Below are 14092 nucleotides of genomic sequence, written 5' to 3' on the forward strand. Positions count from 1 at the left end.
TATGCAAACAGGAAAAATTATTAAATCTAATAGCGGCTTTTATGAAGTACAATTACCAACCGGTCAAGTAGTCACCACTCGTGCTCGCGGCAATTTTCGCCAACAAAAGATCAAACCGATTGTGGGTGATGTTGTTGATTTTGAAGAACAGTATTTACTAAAAATTCATCCGCGAAAAAATGAAATCGTGCGGCCACTCATTGCCAATATTGATCAAGCTTTGATTGTCATGTCGGTTGTTCAGCCAGATTTTTCGACTAATTTATTAGATCGCTTCTTAGTTAACTTGCAGTTACAAAAAATTAAACCTTTAATTTATCTCAGTAAGACCGATTTGGCGACTAAAAAGCAATTAATTGCTTTACAACCGATTATTGATTATTATCAAAGTTGGCATTATCCAATCTTTACGCACGACACTTTGCCGCAGTTAAATACCGCGTTAACCAATTGTGAAACGGTCTTAACGGGCCAAACGGGTGTGGGAAAATCTACGTTATTGAATCAAATGCTGCCGCAATTAAAATTAAAAACGGCCGCAATTTCTAATAGTTTGAATCGGGGGAAACATACAACCCGCTTAGTAACTTTATATCCATTTGCGGGAGGATTAGTTGCCGATACACCCGGTTTTTCTGCACTACAATTTCAAGACTTGACTAAAGAACAACTTCCCCAATTGTTTGTTGATTTTCAACATTTTCAAGGTAATTGCAAATACCGCAGTTGTCTGCATCTAAAAGAGCCTGGTTGCGCTGTACAACAAGCCGTGGCGACAGGTGAAATTTTGCACAGTCGGTATCAAAATTATTGTCAATTTCAAGCAGAGTTAGCACAACGCCGACCAGTTTATCAAAAAACTCCTAAAAAAAAGAGGTAGTCCAATGACTAATTATGTAATTGCACCTTCGATTTTAAGTGCCAATTTGTTAGCTTTACAAACGGATTTAAACCAGGCAATTGCGGCTGGAGCAGATATGTTTCATATTGATTTAATGGATGGTGCCTTTGTTCCACATTTGACGTTTGGTCCCGATATGGTGCAAGCTATTCGGACCATGACTGATTTACCATTAGATGTGCATTTGATGGTGCAGCACCCTGGTAATTATTTTGACCAGTTACTCCAAATTCCTAATTGTTTGTTAAATATTCACGTGGAGAGTACGGTTCATATTTATAGTTTAGTGCAGCAGGTCAAAGCAGCAGGTTTAAAGGCGGGCATTGTGTTAAATCCTGGTACTGCTGTGGCAAGTGTGACGCCATTACTTCCTTTAGTAGATAATGTCTTAGTGATGACTGTTAATCCAGGATTTGGTGGTCAAAAATTTTTGACTGCCATGACTAATAAGTTACAGCAATTACAGACATTACGGCACCAAAATGCGGATTATACTTATACACTTGAAGTGGATGGTGGAATTAATGATCACACTATTCAATTGTGTCAGCAAGCAGGAGCCGATACGTTCGTAGCCGGCTCATACGTGTTTGATCACAATATTGAGCAACAAATGCAAAATCTACGACAGGCATTAGTTAAATGAATAAAGTTAATGTAATGTTAGGCAGTTCCTATAATTTACCACTGAATTTGTCAGAGATTAATGGCCCTTGGGTGGGCGCCGATCATGGAAATATTACGTTATTAGCCAATAATATTGTTCCCCAAATTGGCGTGGGTGATTATGACTCTTTAACGAGAGTGGAAAGAAATTGGCTAGAAGCGCAAGTTGCTGATTTAAGATATGCTAAACCCGAAAAAGATTTTACGGATTCTCAAGCAGCGGTGAAAATCGCTTTGCGAGATTTACATGCGCGTCAAGTAGATATTTACGGTGCGACTGGTGGGCGCATCGATCATGAACTGGTTAATCTTTGTTTACCTTTAGATTTTCAACCACGAGATGCCCAAAAGTTACGGCTGATTGATAACCAAAATGTTATCACTTATTTTGCTCCCGGAACTTATCAAATTCAAAATTGGACACAAGATAAGTATCTAGGTTTCTATAATTTAGTACCTGTCAAACATTTTTGGATTCAAGATGCCAAGTATCCCTTAAAACCAACTGATTTAACGCGCCCCGTTTCGTTATCCAGTAATGAATTTGTGGGTGCGGTAGTGGAATTTGGCTTTACCAGTGGTTTGATGGCTGTGATCCAGTGCCACGATTAATTAATAGTTGCTGATTGGTGCTCACGTGCTGGATTAGAATTGTCCGAATAAAACTAAAATAAAAAAACTGCCCAAGTTGGACAGCTTTTTTATTTTAATTATTAGACACGAGTCACTTTACCAGACTTCAAAGCGCGAGTTGAAACCCAAACACGTTTGGGTTTACCATCAACTAAAATCCGGACTTTTTGCAAATTAGCTTTCCATGCACGTCGTGATGAATTCAAAGCATGAGAACGTTTGTTGCCAAAACTGGTCTTGCGTCCAGTAATAATATCTTTAGCCATGGGACAAACCTCCTTGTCCTATATACTTTCTATAACAGAATACTTTAAACATGTTATCATTTACCTATTGAGAAAGCAAGTTCTAATTCAAGGAAAAATACTTGACAGTTTTGTAGATAGCTGTTTTTTATAGCTTTGCTATGATAAAATTTAATTGTTAAAAGAGATTATAAAGCGGGGTGTTAGACTTTGGCAGTAACTATTCAAACAAAATATGGACAAGTAGATGTCTCTAATGAAGTCATTGCTTCGATTGTCGGCTGTGCTGCGACTGATATTTACGGTATCGTCGGGATGGCTAGTAAAAATCAGTTACGTGATGGCGTCAATGAGATTTTAAATCGCGAAAATTACACACGTGGGGTAGTTGTGCGCCAACAGGAAAATCAAACCGTAGTTGATGTATATATAATTGTTGGTTACGGCGTGAAAATTTCTGAAGTTTGTCGTAATGTCCAGAGCAAAGTAAAATACAATTTAGAAACAATGTTAGGTGCACCGACAGCGCAAGTTAATGTTTACGTGCAAGGAATTAAGATTTTAGAAGAGGATTAATTGGAGGAAAAATTCATTGTCTGTTGAAAGAATTACGGCACAAGAATTTGTCGATATGATTCGCATGGGAGCACACCGTTTAGGTCAGAATGCTCAATTTGTGAATTCTTTAAATGTTTTTCCGGTACCTGATGGCGATACCGGAACCAATATGGATTTAACATTTAAATCAGGCTATAAAGCAGTTAATGAAGCCGATACGAAGCACGTTGGTGAATTAGGTCAAGTCTTAGCCAAAGGATTGTTGATGGGCGCACGGGGCAATTCGGGAGTGATTACGTCCCAAATTTTCCGTGGTTTTAGTAAAAGTATTGAGGCGAAGCCAGTTTTAACGCCCCAAGATTTAGCCCAAGCGTTCGCTGATGGTGTGCAGACGGCTTATAAAGCAGTGATGAAACCAGTCGAAGGCACGATTTTGACAGTTGCTAGAGGAGCTAGTGAACAGGCCCAACAGGTGAGTGCAACAGCAAGCGATGTGGAAACAGTGATGGCTGCAGCCTTACAAGGAGCTAAACAAGCGCTGGCCCAAACGCCAGATTTATTGCCAGTATTAAAAGAAGTTGGCGTAGTCGATTCGGGAGGCCAAGGCTTGGTCTTTATCTATGAAGGCTTTTTACAAGCTTTAGGTGGCGAAGTTAATGATAGTAATATTCATCAACCTGATGCTACTGAAATGGATGAAATGTTAAATGCAGCCCATCATCAATCAGTGCAAACGCAGTTTAATAATGAAGATATTGTGAACGGTTTTTGTACTGAAATGATGGTTCAATTAGGGGTTCAACCAACTACTGACCAACAGTTTGATTACGAACAATTTCGCAATACATTAAGTGAAATTGGCGATTCACTATTGGTGGTTGCTGATGATGAAGTGGTGAAAGTTCATGTGCACACACAGCATCCTCAAAAAGTCTTTACCTATGGTCGGCAATTTGGCGCGTTAGCTAAAGTTAAAATCGACAATATGCGGATTCAACACGAAACCATTATTGAAAATGACACCGCACAAGCTCCAGTAGCGACCGAGCCAGTCGATTATGCAGTTATTGCCGTGGCTTCCGGTAATGGTCTACAAAAACTGTTTCGCAGTTTAGGCGTGACTACTGTTATTAGCGGTGGTCAAACGATGAATCCTTCAACGCAAGATATTATTCACGCTATTGAGAATAGTAATGCCAAACAAGTTATTGTTTTACCAAATAATGGTAATATCGTCATGGCTGCCCAACAAGCTTGTCAAGAAGTTAATTTACCAACGGCAATTGTGGCCAGTAAATCAATTGCTCAAGGAATGACGGCCATGTTAGCTTTTGATCCAACTGCAGATTTAACAGACAACGAAGCTAACATGACTGAAGTGTTAACCACAGTTAAGAGTGGTCAGATTACAACAGCTGTGCGCGATAGTGTCATTGGTGACTTAACAATTAAAAAATCAGATTTGATCGGACTGGTTGATGGCGATATTGTCGTTAGTGGCACTGATTCACTTACAGTAGCTCGCCAGATGGTGGCTAAAATGGTGGATGAAGATAGTGAAGTAGTGACTATTTTAGTGGGTGCACAAGGAAATAATGACAGTGCCCAACAAATTGCGGAAGCTATTACGAATGATTTTAGTGAATTAGAAGTTGAAATTCATGAGGGCGATCAACCCGTGTATCCGTATTTGATTGCTGTTGAATAAAGAGATCATTGAGGCTGTGAATAATTGGTGCACTAAGGAGCCAGTATGCAAGAATTATTACAATCGGTTAGTTATTTAAAGGGTGTTGGTCCTAAAGTTCAAGCTGCATTAGGAACTTTAGGAATTACTACGGTACGTGACCTACTTTATTTTTTTCCTAAACGCTATAACGATCTTATTGTTAAGACGCTTGCTGAAATTAGTGATCAGGAAAAAGTAGTTTTAAAAGGAGTTGTGGGTAGTCCCGCTTTACTTAAACGTTTAGGTGGTAAAAGAAATTTAGTCATTGTTCGTTTATTGGTTGACAATGAAACGATCCCAGTGACTTTTTTTAATCAACCGTGGTTAAAGCGCCAGTTTACAGTTGGTCAAGAAGTTTTGATTTATGGGCGTTTTGATGCGGCTAAACGATCTTTGACGGGGATGAAAGTTCTCAGTGATGATCAAGCAACTAATCAACTGGCGGCCATTTATCCCACTAATCGGCAAATCTCGCAAAAAAGTTTAATTAAGCTGATTCACCAAGCCGTCGACCAATATTTGCCCCAAGTTCCCAATCTTGTTCCGCTTGCTCTGCGGCAAACCTATCACTTATTAACTGATCAACAAATTATTGTGGGGATGCATTTTCCAAAGTCCAAACAACAAGCCCATTTGGCTCGCAGAAGTGCTAAATTTCGGGAATTATTTTTGTACAGTTTACGGCTATGTGATTTAAAAGTAACTACGCAAAAGCAGACAGCAGGTTTGGCACAACATTATGACGAACAATATGTGCAGCAATTTGTGAGTGATTTTTCGTTCCAATTAACAGCAGCACAAACAAAAGTTTTAACGGAAATTTTAACCGATTTAAAAGCACCTCAACCGATGAATCGTCTATTACAAGGTGATGTAGGCAGTGGTAAAACTGCCGTCGCGGCTACGGCGATGTTTGCCTCAGTAACGGCGGGTTACCAGACGGTTTTAATGGCTCCCACGGAAATTTTGGCGCAACAGCATTATCAAAAACTGGCGCCGTTATTTGAGCAGTTTCAAATGACAACGAGCTTGCTAACTAGCTCGCTAAAGGCGCCACAAAAAAAGTTGATCTTAAATAATATTCAACAAGGTCATACGAACATTATTATTGGAACGCAAGCAGTTTTTCAAACGGCGGTCCAGTATCAACGTTTGGGATTAGTAGTAATTGATGAGCAACATCGTTTTGGTGTTCGCCAGCGGAAGGCCTTACGCCAAAAGGGAGGCAATCCCGATGTCTTGTTAATGACAGCCACGCCGATTCCGCGGACCTTAGCAATTACTTATTATGGTGAAATGGATTTATCGATTATTGATGAATTACCCGCGGGGCGCCAAGCAGTCAAAACTTACTGGTTGCGCTCCAATAAGTTAGAGCAAGTCCGTCATTTTATGACGGTGCAGCTTCAGCAACAAGCTCAAATTTTTATCGTCACCGCACTGGTCGAGGACTCTGACAAGATGACTTTAACTAGTGCCAAAACTCTCTATCAAGAATTGCAACAACAGTTTCCCCAAGCACGAATTGGGCTGGTGCACGGACAATTAACAGCGGCCGATAAAGCGCAGACAATGGAACAGTTTAAACAACACCAATTGGATATTTTAATCGCTACGACGGTCATTGAAGTTGGCGTGGATGTGCCAGATGCAACGGTTATGATTATTCTAAATGCTGAACGCTTTGGTTTATCGCAGTTACATCAATTACGGGGGCGGGTTGGTCGTGGCCAACAAGCAGCCTACTGTATTTTAGTGGGAGACCCTGCGAACCAAACGGCAATTCAACGTTTAAAAATTATGACACAAACCAATGATGGTTTTAAGTTAGCACAAAAAGATTTAGAATTACGTGGTAGCGGGGACTTCTTTGGTGATCAACAATCAGGTTTGCCACAGTTTGAATTGGCAGATCCAGTGAGTGATGTTAAAATGCTTGATATTGCTTACCAAGAAGCACGAAAATTGATGCAAACGGATCCTAATTTGACTCAATTTCCCCAATTAAAGCAATATTTACAAACAGTAATACATGATAATTTAGATTAGTGAGGTTATTTGAATGAAAATTGCAGTTGATGTCATGGGTGGCGATCACGCACCAGAAGTGGTCGTACAAGGAGTAGAGCGAGCCCGGAATGAATTTACAGATTTAGAATTTAGTCTATTTGGCGATCAAACGGCAATTAAACAATATTTACAAGATTCTAAGAGAATTGAAATTGTGCATACTACGACCCAAATTTTAGGCACGGATGAGCCCATGAAAGCTATTCGGCAAAAAAAGGATTCATCAATGGTTCTAGCTGCGCAAGCGGTGAAAGCCGGTCAAGCCGATGCAATGATTTCGTTAGGAAATTCCGGGGCATTGTTAGCTGCGGGAATTTTTATTGTGGGACGTTTGAAAAATATTTCTCGCCCGGCCTTAATGCCCACGATGCCCATGATTGGTCAAAACAATGCTTTTGTCTTTTTGGATGCGGGGGCCAATGCTGAGGTTAAAGTTCCTTATTTGACACAATGGGCGGTAATGGGCTCGTTTTATGCCAGTGAAGTTTTAAATACTGCTCAGCCACGAGTTGGTTTATTGAATAATGGTAGTGAATATGATAAGGGTGATAAGTTACACCAGCAAGCTTATCAAGCATTAAAAGAGTTACCAGGAATTAATTTTGTTGGTAATGTGGAAGCTGATAATTTATTAGTTGGTGCTGCCGATGTGGTAGTGACTGATGGTTTTACTGGTAACGCGGTCTTAAAAGCGATTGAAGGGACCGCTTCATTAGTCATTAAAGAATTAAAAGCGGCATTACTCAATAATGGTTTGCGGGCGAAAACGGGAGCACTGTTAGCTAAACCAGCGCTCAAGTCGATTAAATCTTTATTTGACGTTTCCACATACGGTGGTGCAGTTTTGATGGGTGCTAAAGCCCCAATTGTTAAATCACACGGGTCTTCAGATGCACGTACGGTCTATTATGCCTTAGCGCAATTGAGAATGATGTATAATAAGGGAATGCTTGATAAAGTAATGGCTTACTTTAATCAAGAACAAAAAACTAATAATTAGGAGATCAGTTAATTATGAATAGAGAAGATATTTTTCAAAAAATTGCTCAAATGTTAAGCGAACGCTTTGGTGTTGCAGTCGATAAAATTACGGATGCAACTAATTTCCAAGAAGATTTAAAAGCTGATTCCATTGATATGGTGGAATTTGAGTTGGAACTAGAAGATGATTTTGGTGCCGAAATTCCTGATGAGGAAGCTGCTAAAATCCAAACTGTTGGGGCGGCAGTTGATTATATTGTTTCACAACAATAATAAATGGAGGTTATTTGACCTTTGACTAAAAATAAAACAATGGATGATCACCAATTAGTACAGCTATTAGCTGATCATTATCAAATTAAATTTCACAATATGGATTTATTGCATTCAGCTTTGACACATTCTTCGTTTGCAAATGAACACCGCGAGTTAGCGGTTAAAGATTATGAACGCTTAGAATTTTTAGGTGATGCGGTTTTAGAGTTAAATGTGTCAGAATATATTTTTAAAAAATTTCCACAATTACCTGAAGGACAACTAACCAAATTACGAGCAGATATTGTTTGTACAGCCAGTTTTTCGCGCTTTTGTCGCGAAGTAGGCTTGCCACAGTTTATTCGCTTGGGTAATGGTGAGGAAAAAGCTGGTTCACGTAACCGTGATACGTTACTAGAAGACGTCTTTGAAGCTTTTGTGGGAGCTTTGTATTTAGACCAAGGCAATGACAAAGTGGTCACTTTTTTGCAAGCAGTGGTTTATCGGCATATTGATGCGGGCGAATTTAGTGATGATAATGACTTTAAAACAGAGTTACAAGAAGAATTGCAACAAAACGGTGATGTGCAAATTGATTATCAAGTTTTGAAGACGGAAGGCTCTGATGATCAGACGGTCTTTACAGTTCAGTTGGTAGTTAATCAACAACCCTTAACAATGGGCGTGGGTCACAGTAAAAAAGATGCAGAACAACAGGCAGCTCACCGGCAATTACAGAAATTGCATCAAAAATAGGAGGAGTTTTGTTTGGTCTTAAAGGCACTACAAATGATGGGTTTTAAGTCTTTTGCAGACAAAACAACGCTTCATTTTGATGAAGGTATTACGGGAATTATCGGTCCCAATGGTAGTGGTAAGAGCAATCTCACCGAAGCTATTCGTTGGGTAATGGGTGAACAATCACCCAAAAGTTTACGTGGCGATAATATGCAAGATGTTATTTTTGCGGGCAGCGCCACACGAGCGCCGTTAAATCGGGCAGAAGTGGTGCTCAAGTTTGATAATCGTGATCGGCAATTGCAATTTGACCATGATGAAGTACAAGTTACTCGGCGACTATTTCGCAATGGTGAGAGTGATTTTTTGATCAATAACCGTAAAGTTCGACTCAAAGAAATTACGAATTTATTCTTAAGTTCCGGCTTGGGTAAACACTCTATGGCTATCATGTCGCAAGGTAATGTCGAAGCTATTTTTAATAATAAGCCACAAGATCGTCGGTTTATTATTGAAGAAGCAGCTGGTGTCGCTAGTTTTAAACTAAAGAAAAAGCAGGCGCAGCAACAATTAGAGCAGACTGATGACAATTTACAGCGAGTTAATGACATTGTTACTGAGTTAGCAAGACAGGTGGAACCACTCAAAGAACAAGCCAGTCTGGCTCGTGATTATCAAGAGCAGCAAGCCAAGTTTAGTCACCTGGAACAACAGGTCTTAGCAATTGAGATTGCCGATTTGAATCAAAAGCAAACCACATTATTACAAAAAAGACGATCTATCAAACAACGCTTGGCTGATATTAGTCAACGCTTGACGACCACTAATCAACAAGTTAGTGAAAATAATCAAGCTCAAGAACAATTAGCTTTGAAATTGGACCAAAAACAGGTGCAATTGACGCAATTAAGTCAAAAACTGACGGAAACTAAAGGCCAAGCTACCCTCCACGCTGAGCGCTGGAATAATAGTGATGCTCAGTATCAAACACTGCAGCAGCAACAAGAAGATTTACAGCAACAACAACAGCTTACGCAAACCCAAATCGCCAATTTAACCACTGCTGAGCAAAACCTGCAAACTAAATTGGCTGCTTTGCAAGCTACTTTGCAACAAAAACAGTCTGATTTAAAAACGGATCCCCAACAAATTCAACAAACTGTGACCGACTTACAACAGCAACGTGTTACGAACTTGCAACAGCAAGCAGCATTGACTAATCAGTTGCAGTTTCAAACAGAACAATTGCAGAAAAGTCAACAACAGCTCCAAGATGTCATTAAAACGTTAACTGAACAACAAGCTGCTGGTCAAACTCAACAACAACACTTAACGCAATTAAATGCGCAAGTTCAACAACAGCACCAACAGTTAAAAACACAACAGCAAAGTGTTCAGCAAGTGACGTTAAAGTACCAGCAAACGCAGCAGCAATTACAAGCAGCTCAAAATCAGTATTATCAACAATTACGAACGGTGCAACAAGTTCAAGCTGAGTTAAAATCGCTACAAAAAATTCAACAACAACACCAAGGTTTTTATCAAGGTGTACGGGCAATTTTGGCGGCCCAATTAAGTGGTATCATTGGAGTTGTAGCAGAGTTAATCAATGTTCCAGAAACTTATCAAGTGGCCATTCAAAGTGCTGCTAGTTCAGCCTTGCAGTCGATTGTTACGACTAATCAAGCTAGTGCGAAGGCTGCGATTGACTATTTACGGCAACATCGGCAAGGACGGGCTACTTTTTTACCGCAGACGGTGATGAAAAGTCGGAAGATTTGGCCTGAACAGTTGTCAGCTTTACAAGCGTTAACTAATTGGCAGCTAGCGAGTGATGTGGTACAGATTAATCCTGATTTACAAAATATCGTGGATTACCTTTTTGGTAATTTAATTATTGTAGATCAGCTTAATACAGCAACGAAAGTTAGTAACCTATTGCAACATCGTTACCGGGTAGTGACGTTAAAAGGTGATTTGATTAATCCGGGCGGATCAATGACTGGCGGGCAAGTCCGCGCCAATTTAGCTATTTTGGGACAAAAAGAGCAAATCAAACATCTCGCACAATCTGTTCAAAGTTCACAAAAACAATTAGATAAAAGACAACAGCAAGTGCAAACTTTGCGGCAAGAAGTACAATTGATCGGTGATCAAAAAAAGACACAGGAACAACAGTTACAGCAGTTGTTGCCTAAACAACAACGGTTAGAAAGTGATTACCGATTACACCAGCAGCAATTCCAACAACACCAAGGCCAATTAGTTGACTTTAAGCAACAACAACAAGCTTTAGCACAGCAAATTCAGCAGTTTCAACAACAAGCAGCTGCTAGTCGTCAACAATTACAGGACTTAGCGCAAAAGTTGCAACAAATTGAGCAAAACAATCAACACCAGCAAGCTTTAATTCAAAATTTGGACCAACAAAAGAGTTCTTTAGCGCAAACATTGCAAACGACGAAAACACAAATCATTGTCACAAAAAATGATTTTCAGAATCAGCAAAAAGAGTTACAGCAAAAACAGCAGTTGCAAGCAGACTTACAAACAAAACTTCAGCAATTGCAACAAGAACAGCAGCAACTACAAGTTACACAGGATGATTTTGCTCAGACCAAGCAAGATTTACATCAGCAAGTTACGCAGTTAACGCAAAAAGTGCAGCAATTACAACAACAAATTACGCAATGCCAGCAGCAACGCGAACAGCTTCAACAAACTTCTCAAGAGTTAAATCCCTTGAATCAGCGCCTAGTTGGCTTGCAACAGCAGGCAATGGATGAGCAAAGTCAGTTGTCGGTGCAACAAGCTGAAATAAAACAACAATTACAGCAGCGTTTGAAACATTTGGAGCAAGATTACCACCTCAGTTTTGAGGCAGCCATGGCGCAAGTGCCAGCTAATTTTGATTTAACTCAAGCACAAGATCAAATGCGACTCCTACAACAAGGATTAACGGATTTAGGGACAGTTAATTTAGCAGCCATTGCCGAATACGATCAGGTTAAAGACCGGTACGAATTTTTAACACAGCAACGTGCAGACTTAAGGGCCGCACGTCAGCAGTTAACAACCACAATGGGTGAGATGGATCACGAAGTCAGTCAACGCTTTGCAGCCATGTTTCAGCAAGTTGCGGCGGCTTTTGAACAAATTTTTCCGCGGATGTTTGGTGGTGGACATGCCAAACTAGTGTTAACTGAGCCAGGTGATTATTTAACTAGTGGTATTGAAATTATTGCACAACCGCCGGGGAAAAAGTTGCAACGAATGAGTCTGCTGTCTGGTGGTGAACGAGCATTAACTGCCATCACTTTGTTATTCGCTATTTTGCAGGTTAAGCCCGTGCCGTTTTGTGTTTTGGACGAAGTGGAAGCATCCTTGGATGATGCTAACGTGTTGCGCTTTGCTAATTTTTTACAGCAATATGATCAAGCAACACAGTTTATCGTGATTACACACCGTAAAGGAACAATGCTCAAGGTAGATCGCTTATACGGAGTAACGATGCAAGAATCCGGAGTTTCTACGATATTAACCGTTAAATTAGAACAGAATGGAGTTGAAAACATTCATGGGATTGTTTGATTTATTTAAGAGAAATAAAAAAGCTGTAGATGATGAAAAAGCCGAAAAAGCCGAAAAAGCCGAAAAAGCCGAAAAAGCCGAAAAAGCCGAAGCTGAACAACCATTAGATGATGCCAAAGAAGTGGCGCCAACTGCCGAGAATCTAAAACCAGCTGCTGCAGAGCAATCAGCTGTAACTGATGTTAGTGATGCACCAAAAGTAACAAGTCAAACTGTAGAAAATCCAACAACGGAAAATGCTGAACCAGAGGACAAGAAAGCTCAGATTGAAAACGATACTGCAGAGTCTGATAGCGAGCAGCCCGAAGTTGCTGCTACTTCTGCTGTTTCTGAAACTGCTGATTCCATTACTTCAGAGACAACTGCAGCGTCTTCTAATGCAGAGTTAGCGCCCGCAACTGATGAGGAGCCAGATTCTCAGGAAGAAGAATATAGTCAAGGTCTGCAAAAAACTCGGCATACTTTTCGGGATAAATTTAATGCATTTATGGCCAATTTCCGGTCAGTTGATGAAGACTTTTTTGATGATTTAGAAGATTTGTTAATTCAATCCGACGTTGGTTATGAAATGTCGTTAAAGATTTCTGATGCCTTACGCGAAGAAGTTAAATTACAGAATGCTAAATCGAAAGCGGAAGTTTCGCGCGTTATTATTCAAAAAATGGTTGAATTATATCGGGCAGATAATCATAAATATGATTATCAACTGAATTTGGACTTTCAGCGCCCATTAAATGTTATCTTATTTGTGGGAGTTAATGGTGCTGGTAAAACGACGACAATCGGTAAGTTAGCTGCACGGTTGAAACAGCAAGGACACAAGGTATTATTAGCTGCCGGTGATACTTTTCGCGCTGGGGCGATTGAACAATTACAAGCCTGGGGCCAAGCGACAGGGGTTACTACCGTTGCTAAAAAAGCGGGCAGTGATCCTGCCGCGGTAGTTTATGAAGCTTTGCAAAAAGCACAAACGGAAAACTATGATGTGCTACTGGTAGATACCGCCGGCCGGTTACAGAATAATGCTAATTTGATGAAAGAACTAGAAAAAATCAAACGGATTATTACGCGTGAATTGCCAGATGCACCACATGAAGTTTTATTAGTCGTTGATGCAACCACAGGGCAAAATGCGCTGAGCCAGGCCAAGCAGTTTCAAAAGGTGACGCAAGTAAGCGGGCTGGTCTTAACCAAATTAGATGGTTCATCGCAAGGTGGCATTGTTCTGGCAATTAATGATGAGTTACAGATACCGGTTAAATTAGTGGGCTTAGGTGAAAAAGTGAGTGATTTGCGGGACTTTGACCCAGAGCAATTCGCACAAGGTTTGTTTAGCCGCTTATTGGATGAAGCTGATGAATGATAATTTAGCGCAAAAAAATTATGTTAATGTCTTGTATAGTTTTTACCAACCATTGCTAACGGCTAAACAAGATCAGTATATGCAGCTATATTATGGTGATGATTTTTCGTTAGGTGAAATTGCTCAGAATTATCATGTCAGTCGACAGGCTGTTTATGATAATTTAAAACGAACAGTTAAAATTTTAGAAAAATATGAGCAGAAGTTACACTTGTGTCAAGAATTTCAAAAACGGGAAACCTTATTAGCACAATTAGAGCAAATTATTCAAACTGATTATCCACAGGATCAAGCTTTAAAAACAATTTTTCATAAATTGCAGCAGTTAGATGTTTGATAAAAAACAAGGAACTGGTAGAGGA

At 40.0% G+C, this 14092-nt stretch carries 13 protein-coding genes; 12 read left to right on the forward strand and 1 reads right to left on the reverse strand.

The window, feature by feature from the left end; all coding sequences use genetic code 11:
- The first annotated feature begins 1 nt into the window (after nt 1).
- From rsgA to AC3B6B_RS04705, 3 genes are read left to right on the forward strand one after another with little or no spacing between them, the layout of a single operon-like run.
- The gene (gene rsgA / locus AC3B6B_RS04695) at nt 2–880 is read left to right on the forward strand and encodes a ribosome small subunit-dependent GTPase A (RefSeq protein ID WP_489757514.1); all 879 of its coding nucleotides are present in this window, start codon (nt 2–4) and stop codon (nt 878–880) included.
- Nucleotides 881–884: 4 nt separating this feature from the next.
- Nucleotides 885–1547, forward strand: coding sequence for a ribulose-phosphate 3-epimerase (gene rpe / locus AC3B6B_RS04700; protein WP_489757515.1), 663 nt, complete (start codon nt 885–887; stop codon nt 1545–1547).
- Complete coding sequence (locus AC3B6B_RS04705) at nt 1544–2179, forward strand: thiamine diphosphokinase (protein WP_489757516.1); 636 nt, start codon at nt 1544–1546, stop codon at nt 2177–2179. The genes rpe and AC3B6B_RS04705 overlap by 4 nt, the downstream gene beginning before the upstream one ends.
- 101 nt (nt 2180–2280) lie before the next feature.
- Here the strand turns inward: AC3B6B_RS04705 and rpmB are convergent, their stop codons facing one another.
- Nucleotides 2281–2466, reverse strand: a complete 186-nt coding sequence (gene rpmB / locus AC3B6B_RS04710) for a 50S ribosomal protein L28 (RefSeq protein WP_489757517.1) — start codon at nt 2464–2466, stop codon at nt 2281–2283.
- Nucleotides 2467–2655: 189 nt separating this feature from the next.
- Here rpmB and AC3B6B_RS04715 point away from each other — a divergent pair, with 189 nt between their 5' ends.
- The 9 genes from AC3B6B_RS04715 to AC3B6B_RS04755 are packed head-to-tail and all read left to right on the forward strand — an operon-like array spanning nt 2656 to nt 14067.
- Nucleotides 2656–3021 (forward strand): Asp23/Gls24 family envelope stress response protein, encoded by a 366-nt coding sequence (locus AC3B6B_RS04715; RefSeq protein WP_489757518.1) that lies wholly within the window; start codon nt 2656–2658, stop codon nt 3019–3021.
- Nucleotides 3022–3037: 16 nt separating this feature from the next.
- Entirely contained in the window at nt 3038–4711 is a 1674-nt protein-coding gene (locus tag AC3B6B_RS04720) for a DAK2 domain-containing protein (protein WP_489757519.1), read from the forward strand.
- Between the two features lie 45 nt (nt 4712–4756).
- A complete protein-coding gene (gene recG / locus AC3B6B_RS04725; protein WP_489757520.1) occupies nt 4757–6781 on the forward strand; it encodes an ATP-dependent DNA helicase RecG in 2025 nt (674 codons plus the stop codon).
- Between the two features lie 13 nt (nt 6782–6794).
- Nucleotides 6795–7802, forward strand: coding sequence for a phosphate acyltransferase PlsX (gene plsX / locus AC3B6B_RS04730; protein ID WP_489757521.1), 1008 nt, complete (start codon nt 6795–6797; stop codon nt 7800–7802).
- A gap of 14 nt (nt 7803–7816) precedes the next feature.
- On the forward strand, nt 7817–8056 hold the full coding sequence (gene acpP / locus AC3B6B_RS04735) for an acyl carrier protein (RefSeq protein ID WP_489757522.1): 240 nt from the start codon (nt 7817–7819) through the stop codon (nt 8054–8056).
- A 39-nt stretch (nt 8057–8095) separates the two neighbouring features.
- Nucleotides 8096–8794: a ribonuclease III gene (gene rnc / locus AC3B6B_RS04740; protein ID WP_489757713.1), complete on the forward strand. Its 699-nt coding sequence runs from the start codon at nt 8096–8098 to the stop codon at nt 8792–8794.
- Between the two features lie 12 nt (nt 8795–8806).
- A complete protein-coding gene (gene smc / locus AC3B6B_RS04745; protein ID WP_489757523.1) occupies nt 8807–12367 on the forward strand; it encodes a chromosome segregation protein SMC in 3561 nt (1186 codons plus the stop codon).
- Complete coding sequence (gene ftsY, locus AC3B6B_RS04750; protein ID WP_489757524.1) at nt 12354–13730, forward strand: signal recognition particle-docking protein FtsY; 1377 nt, start codon at nt 12354–12356, stop codon at nt 13728–13730. The genes smc and ftsY overlap by 14 nt, the downstream gene beginning before the upstream one ends.
- Nucleotides 13723–14067, forward strand: a complete 345-nt coding sequence (locus tag AC3B6B_RS04755; RefSeq protein WP_489757525.1) for a putative DNA-binding protein — start codon at nt 13723–13725, stop codon at nt 14065–14067. Before ftsY ends, AC3B6B_RS04755 begins: the two co-directional genes overlap by 8 nt.
- The last annotated feature ends 25 nt before the right edge of the window (nt 14068–14092 follow it).

The sequence above is a fragment of the Bombilactobacillus sp. ESL1197 genome (assembly GCF_058107145.1).

Coding starts and splice junctions, on each gene's coding strand:
- plsX (WP_489757521.1), top strand. CDS start 6,795: ATGAAAATTGCAGTTGATGTCATGGGTGGCGATCACGCACCAGAAGTG.
- rpe (WP_489757515.1), top strand. CDS start 885: ATGACTAATTATGTAATTGCACCTTCGATTTTAAGTGCCAATTTGTTA.
- rnc (WP_489757713.1), top strand. CDS start 8,096: ATGGATGATCACCAATTAGTACAGCTATTAGCTGATCATTATCAAATT.
- AC3B6B_RS04755 (WP_489757525.1), top strand. CDS start 13,723: ATGAATGATAATTTAGCGCAAAAAAATTATGTTAATGTCTTGTATAGT.
- recG (WP_489757520.1), top strand. CDS start 4,757: ATGCAAGAATTATTACAATCGGTTAGTTATTTAAAGGGTGTTGGTCCT.
- rpmB (WP_489757517.1), bottom strand. CDS start 2,466: ATGGCTAAAGATATTATTACTGGACGCAAGACCAGTTTTGGCAACAAA.
- acpP (WP_489757522.1), top strand. CDS start 7,817: ATGAATAGAGAAGATATTTTTCAAAAAATTGCTCAAATGTTAAGCGAA.
- ftsY (WP_489757524.1), top strand. CDS start 12,354: ATGGGATTGTTTGATTTATTTAAGAGAAATAAAAAAGCTGTAGATGAT.
- AC3B6B_RS04705 (WP_489757516.1), top strand. CDS start 1,544: ATGAATAAAGTTAATGTAATGTTAGGCAGTTCCTATAATTTACCACTG.
- rsgA (WP_489757514.1), top strand. CDS start 2: ATGCAAACAGGAAAAATTATTAAATCTAATAGCGGCTTTTATGAAGTA.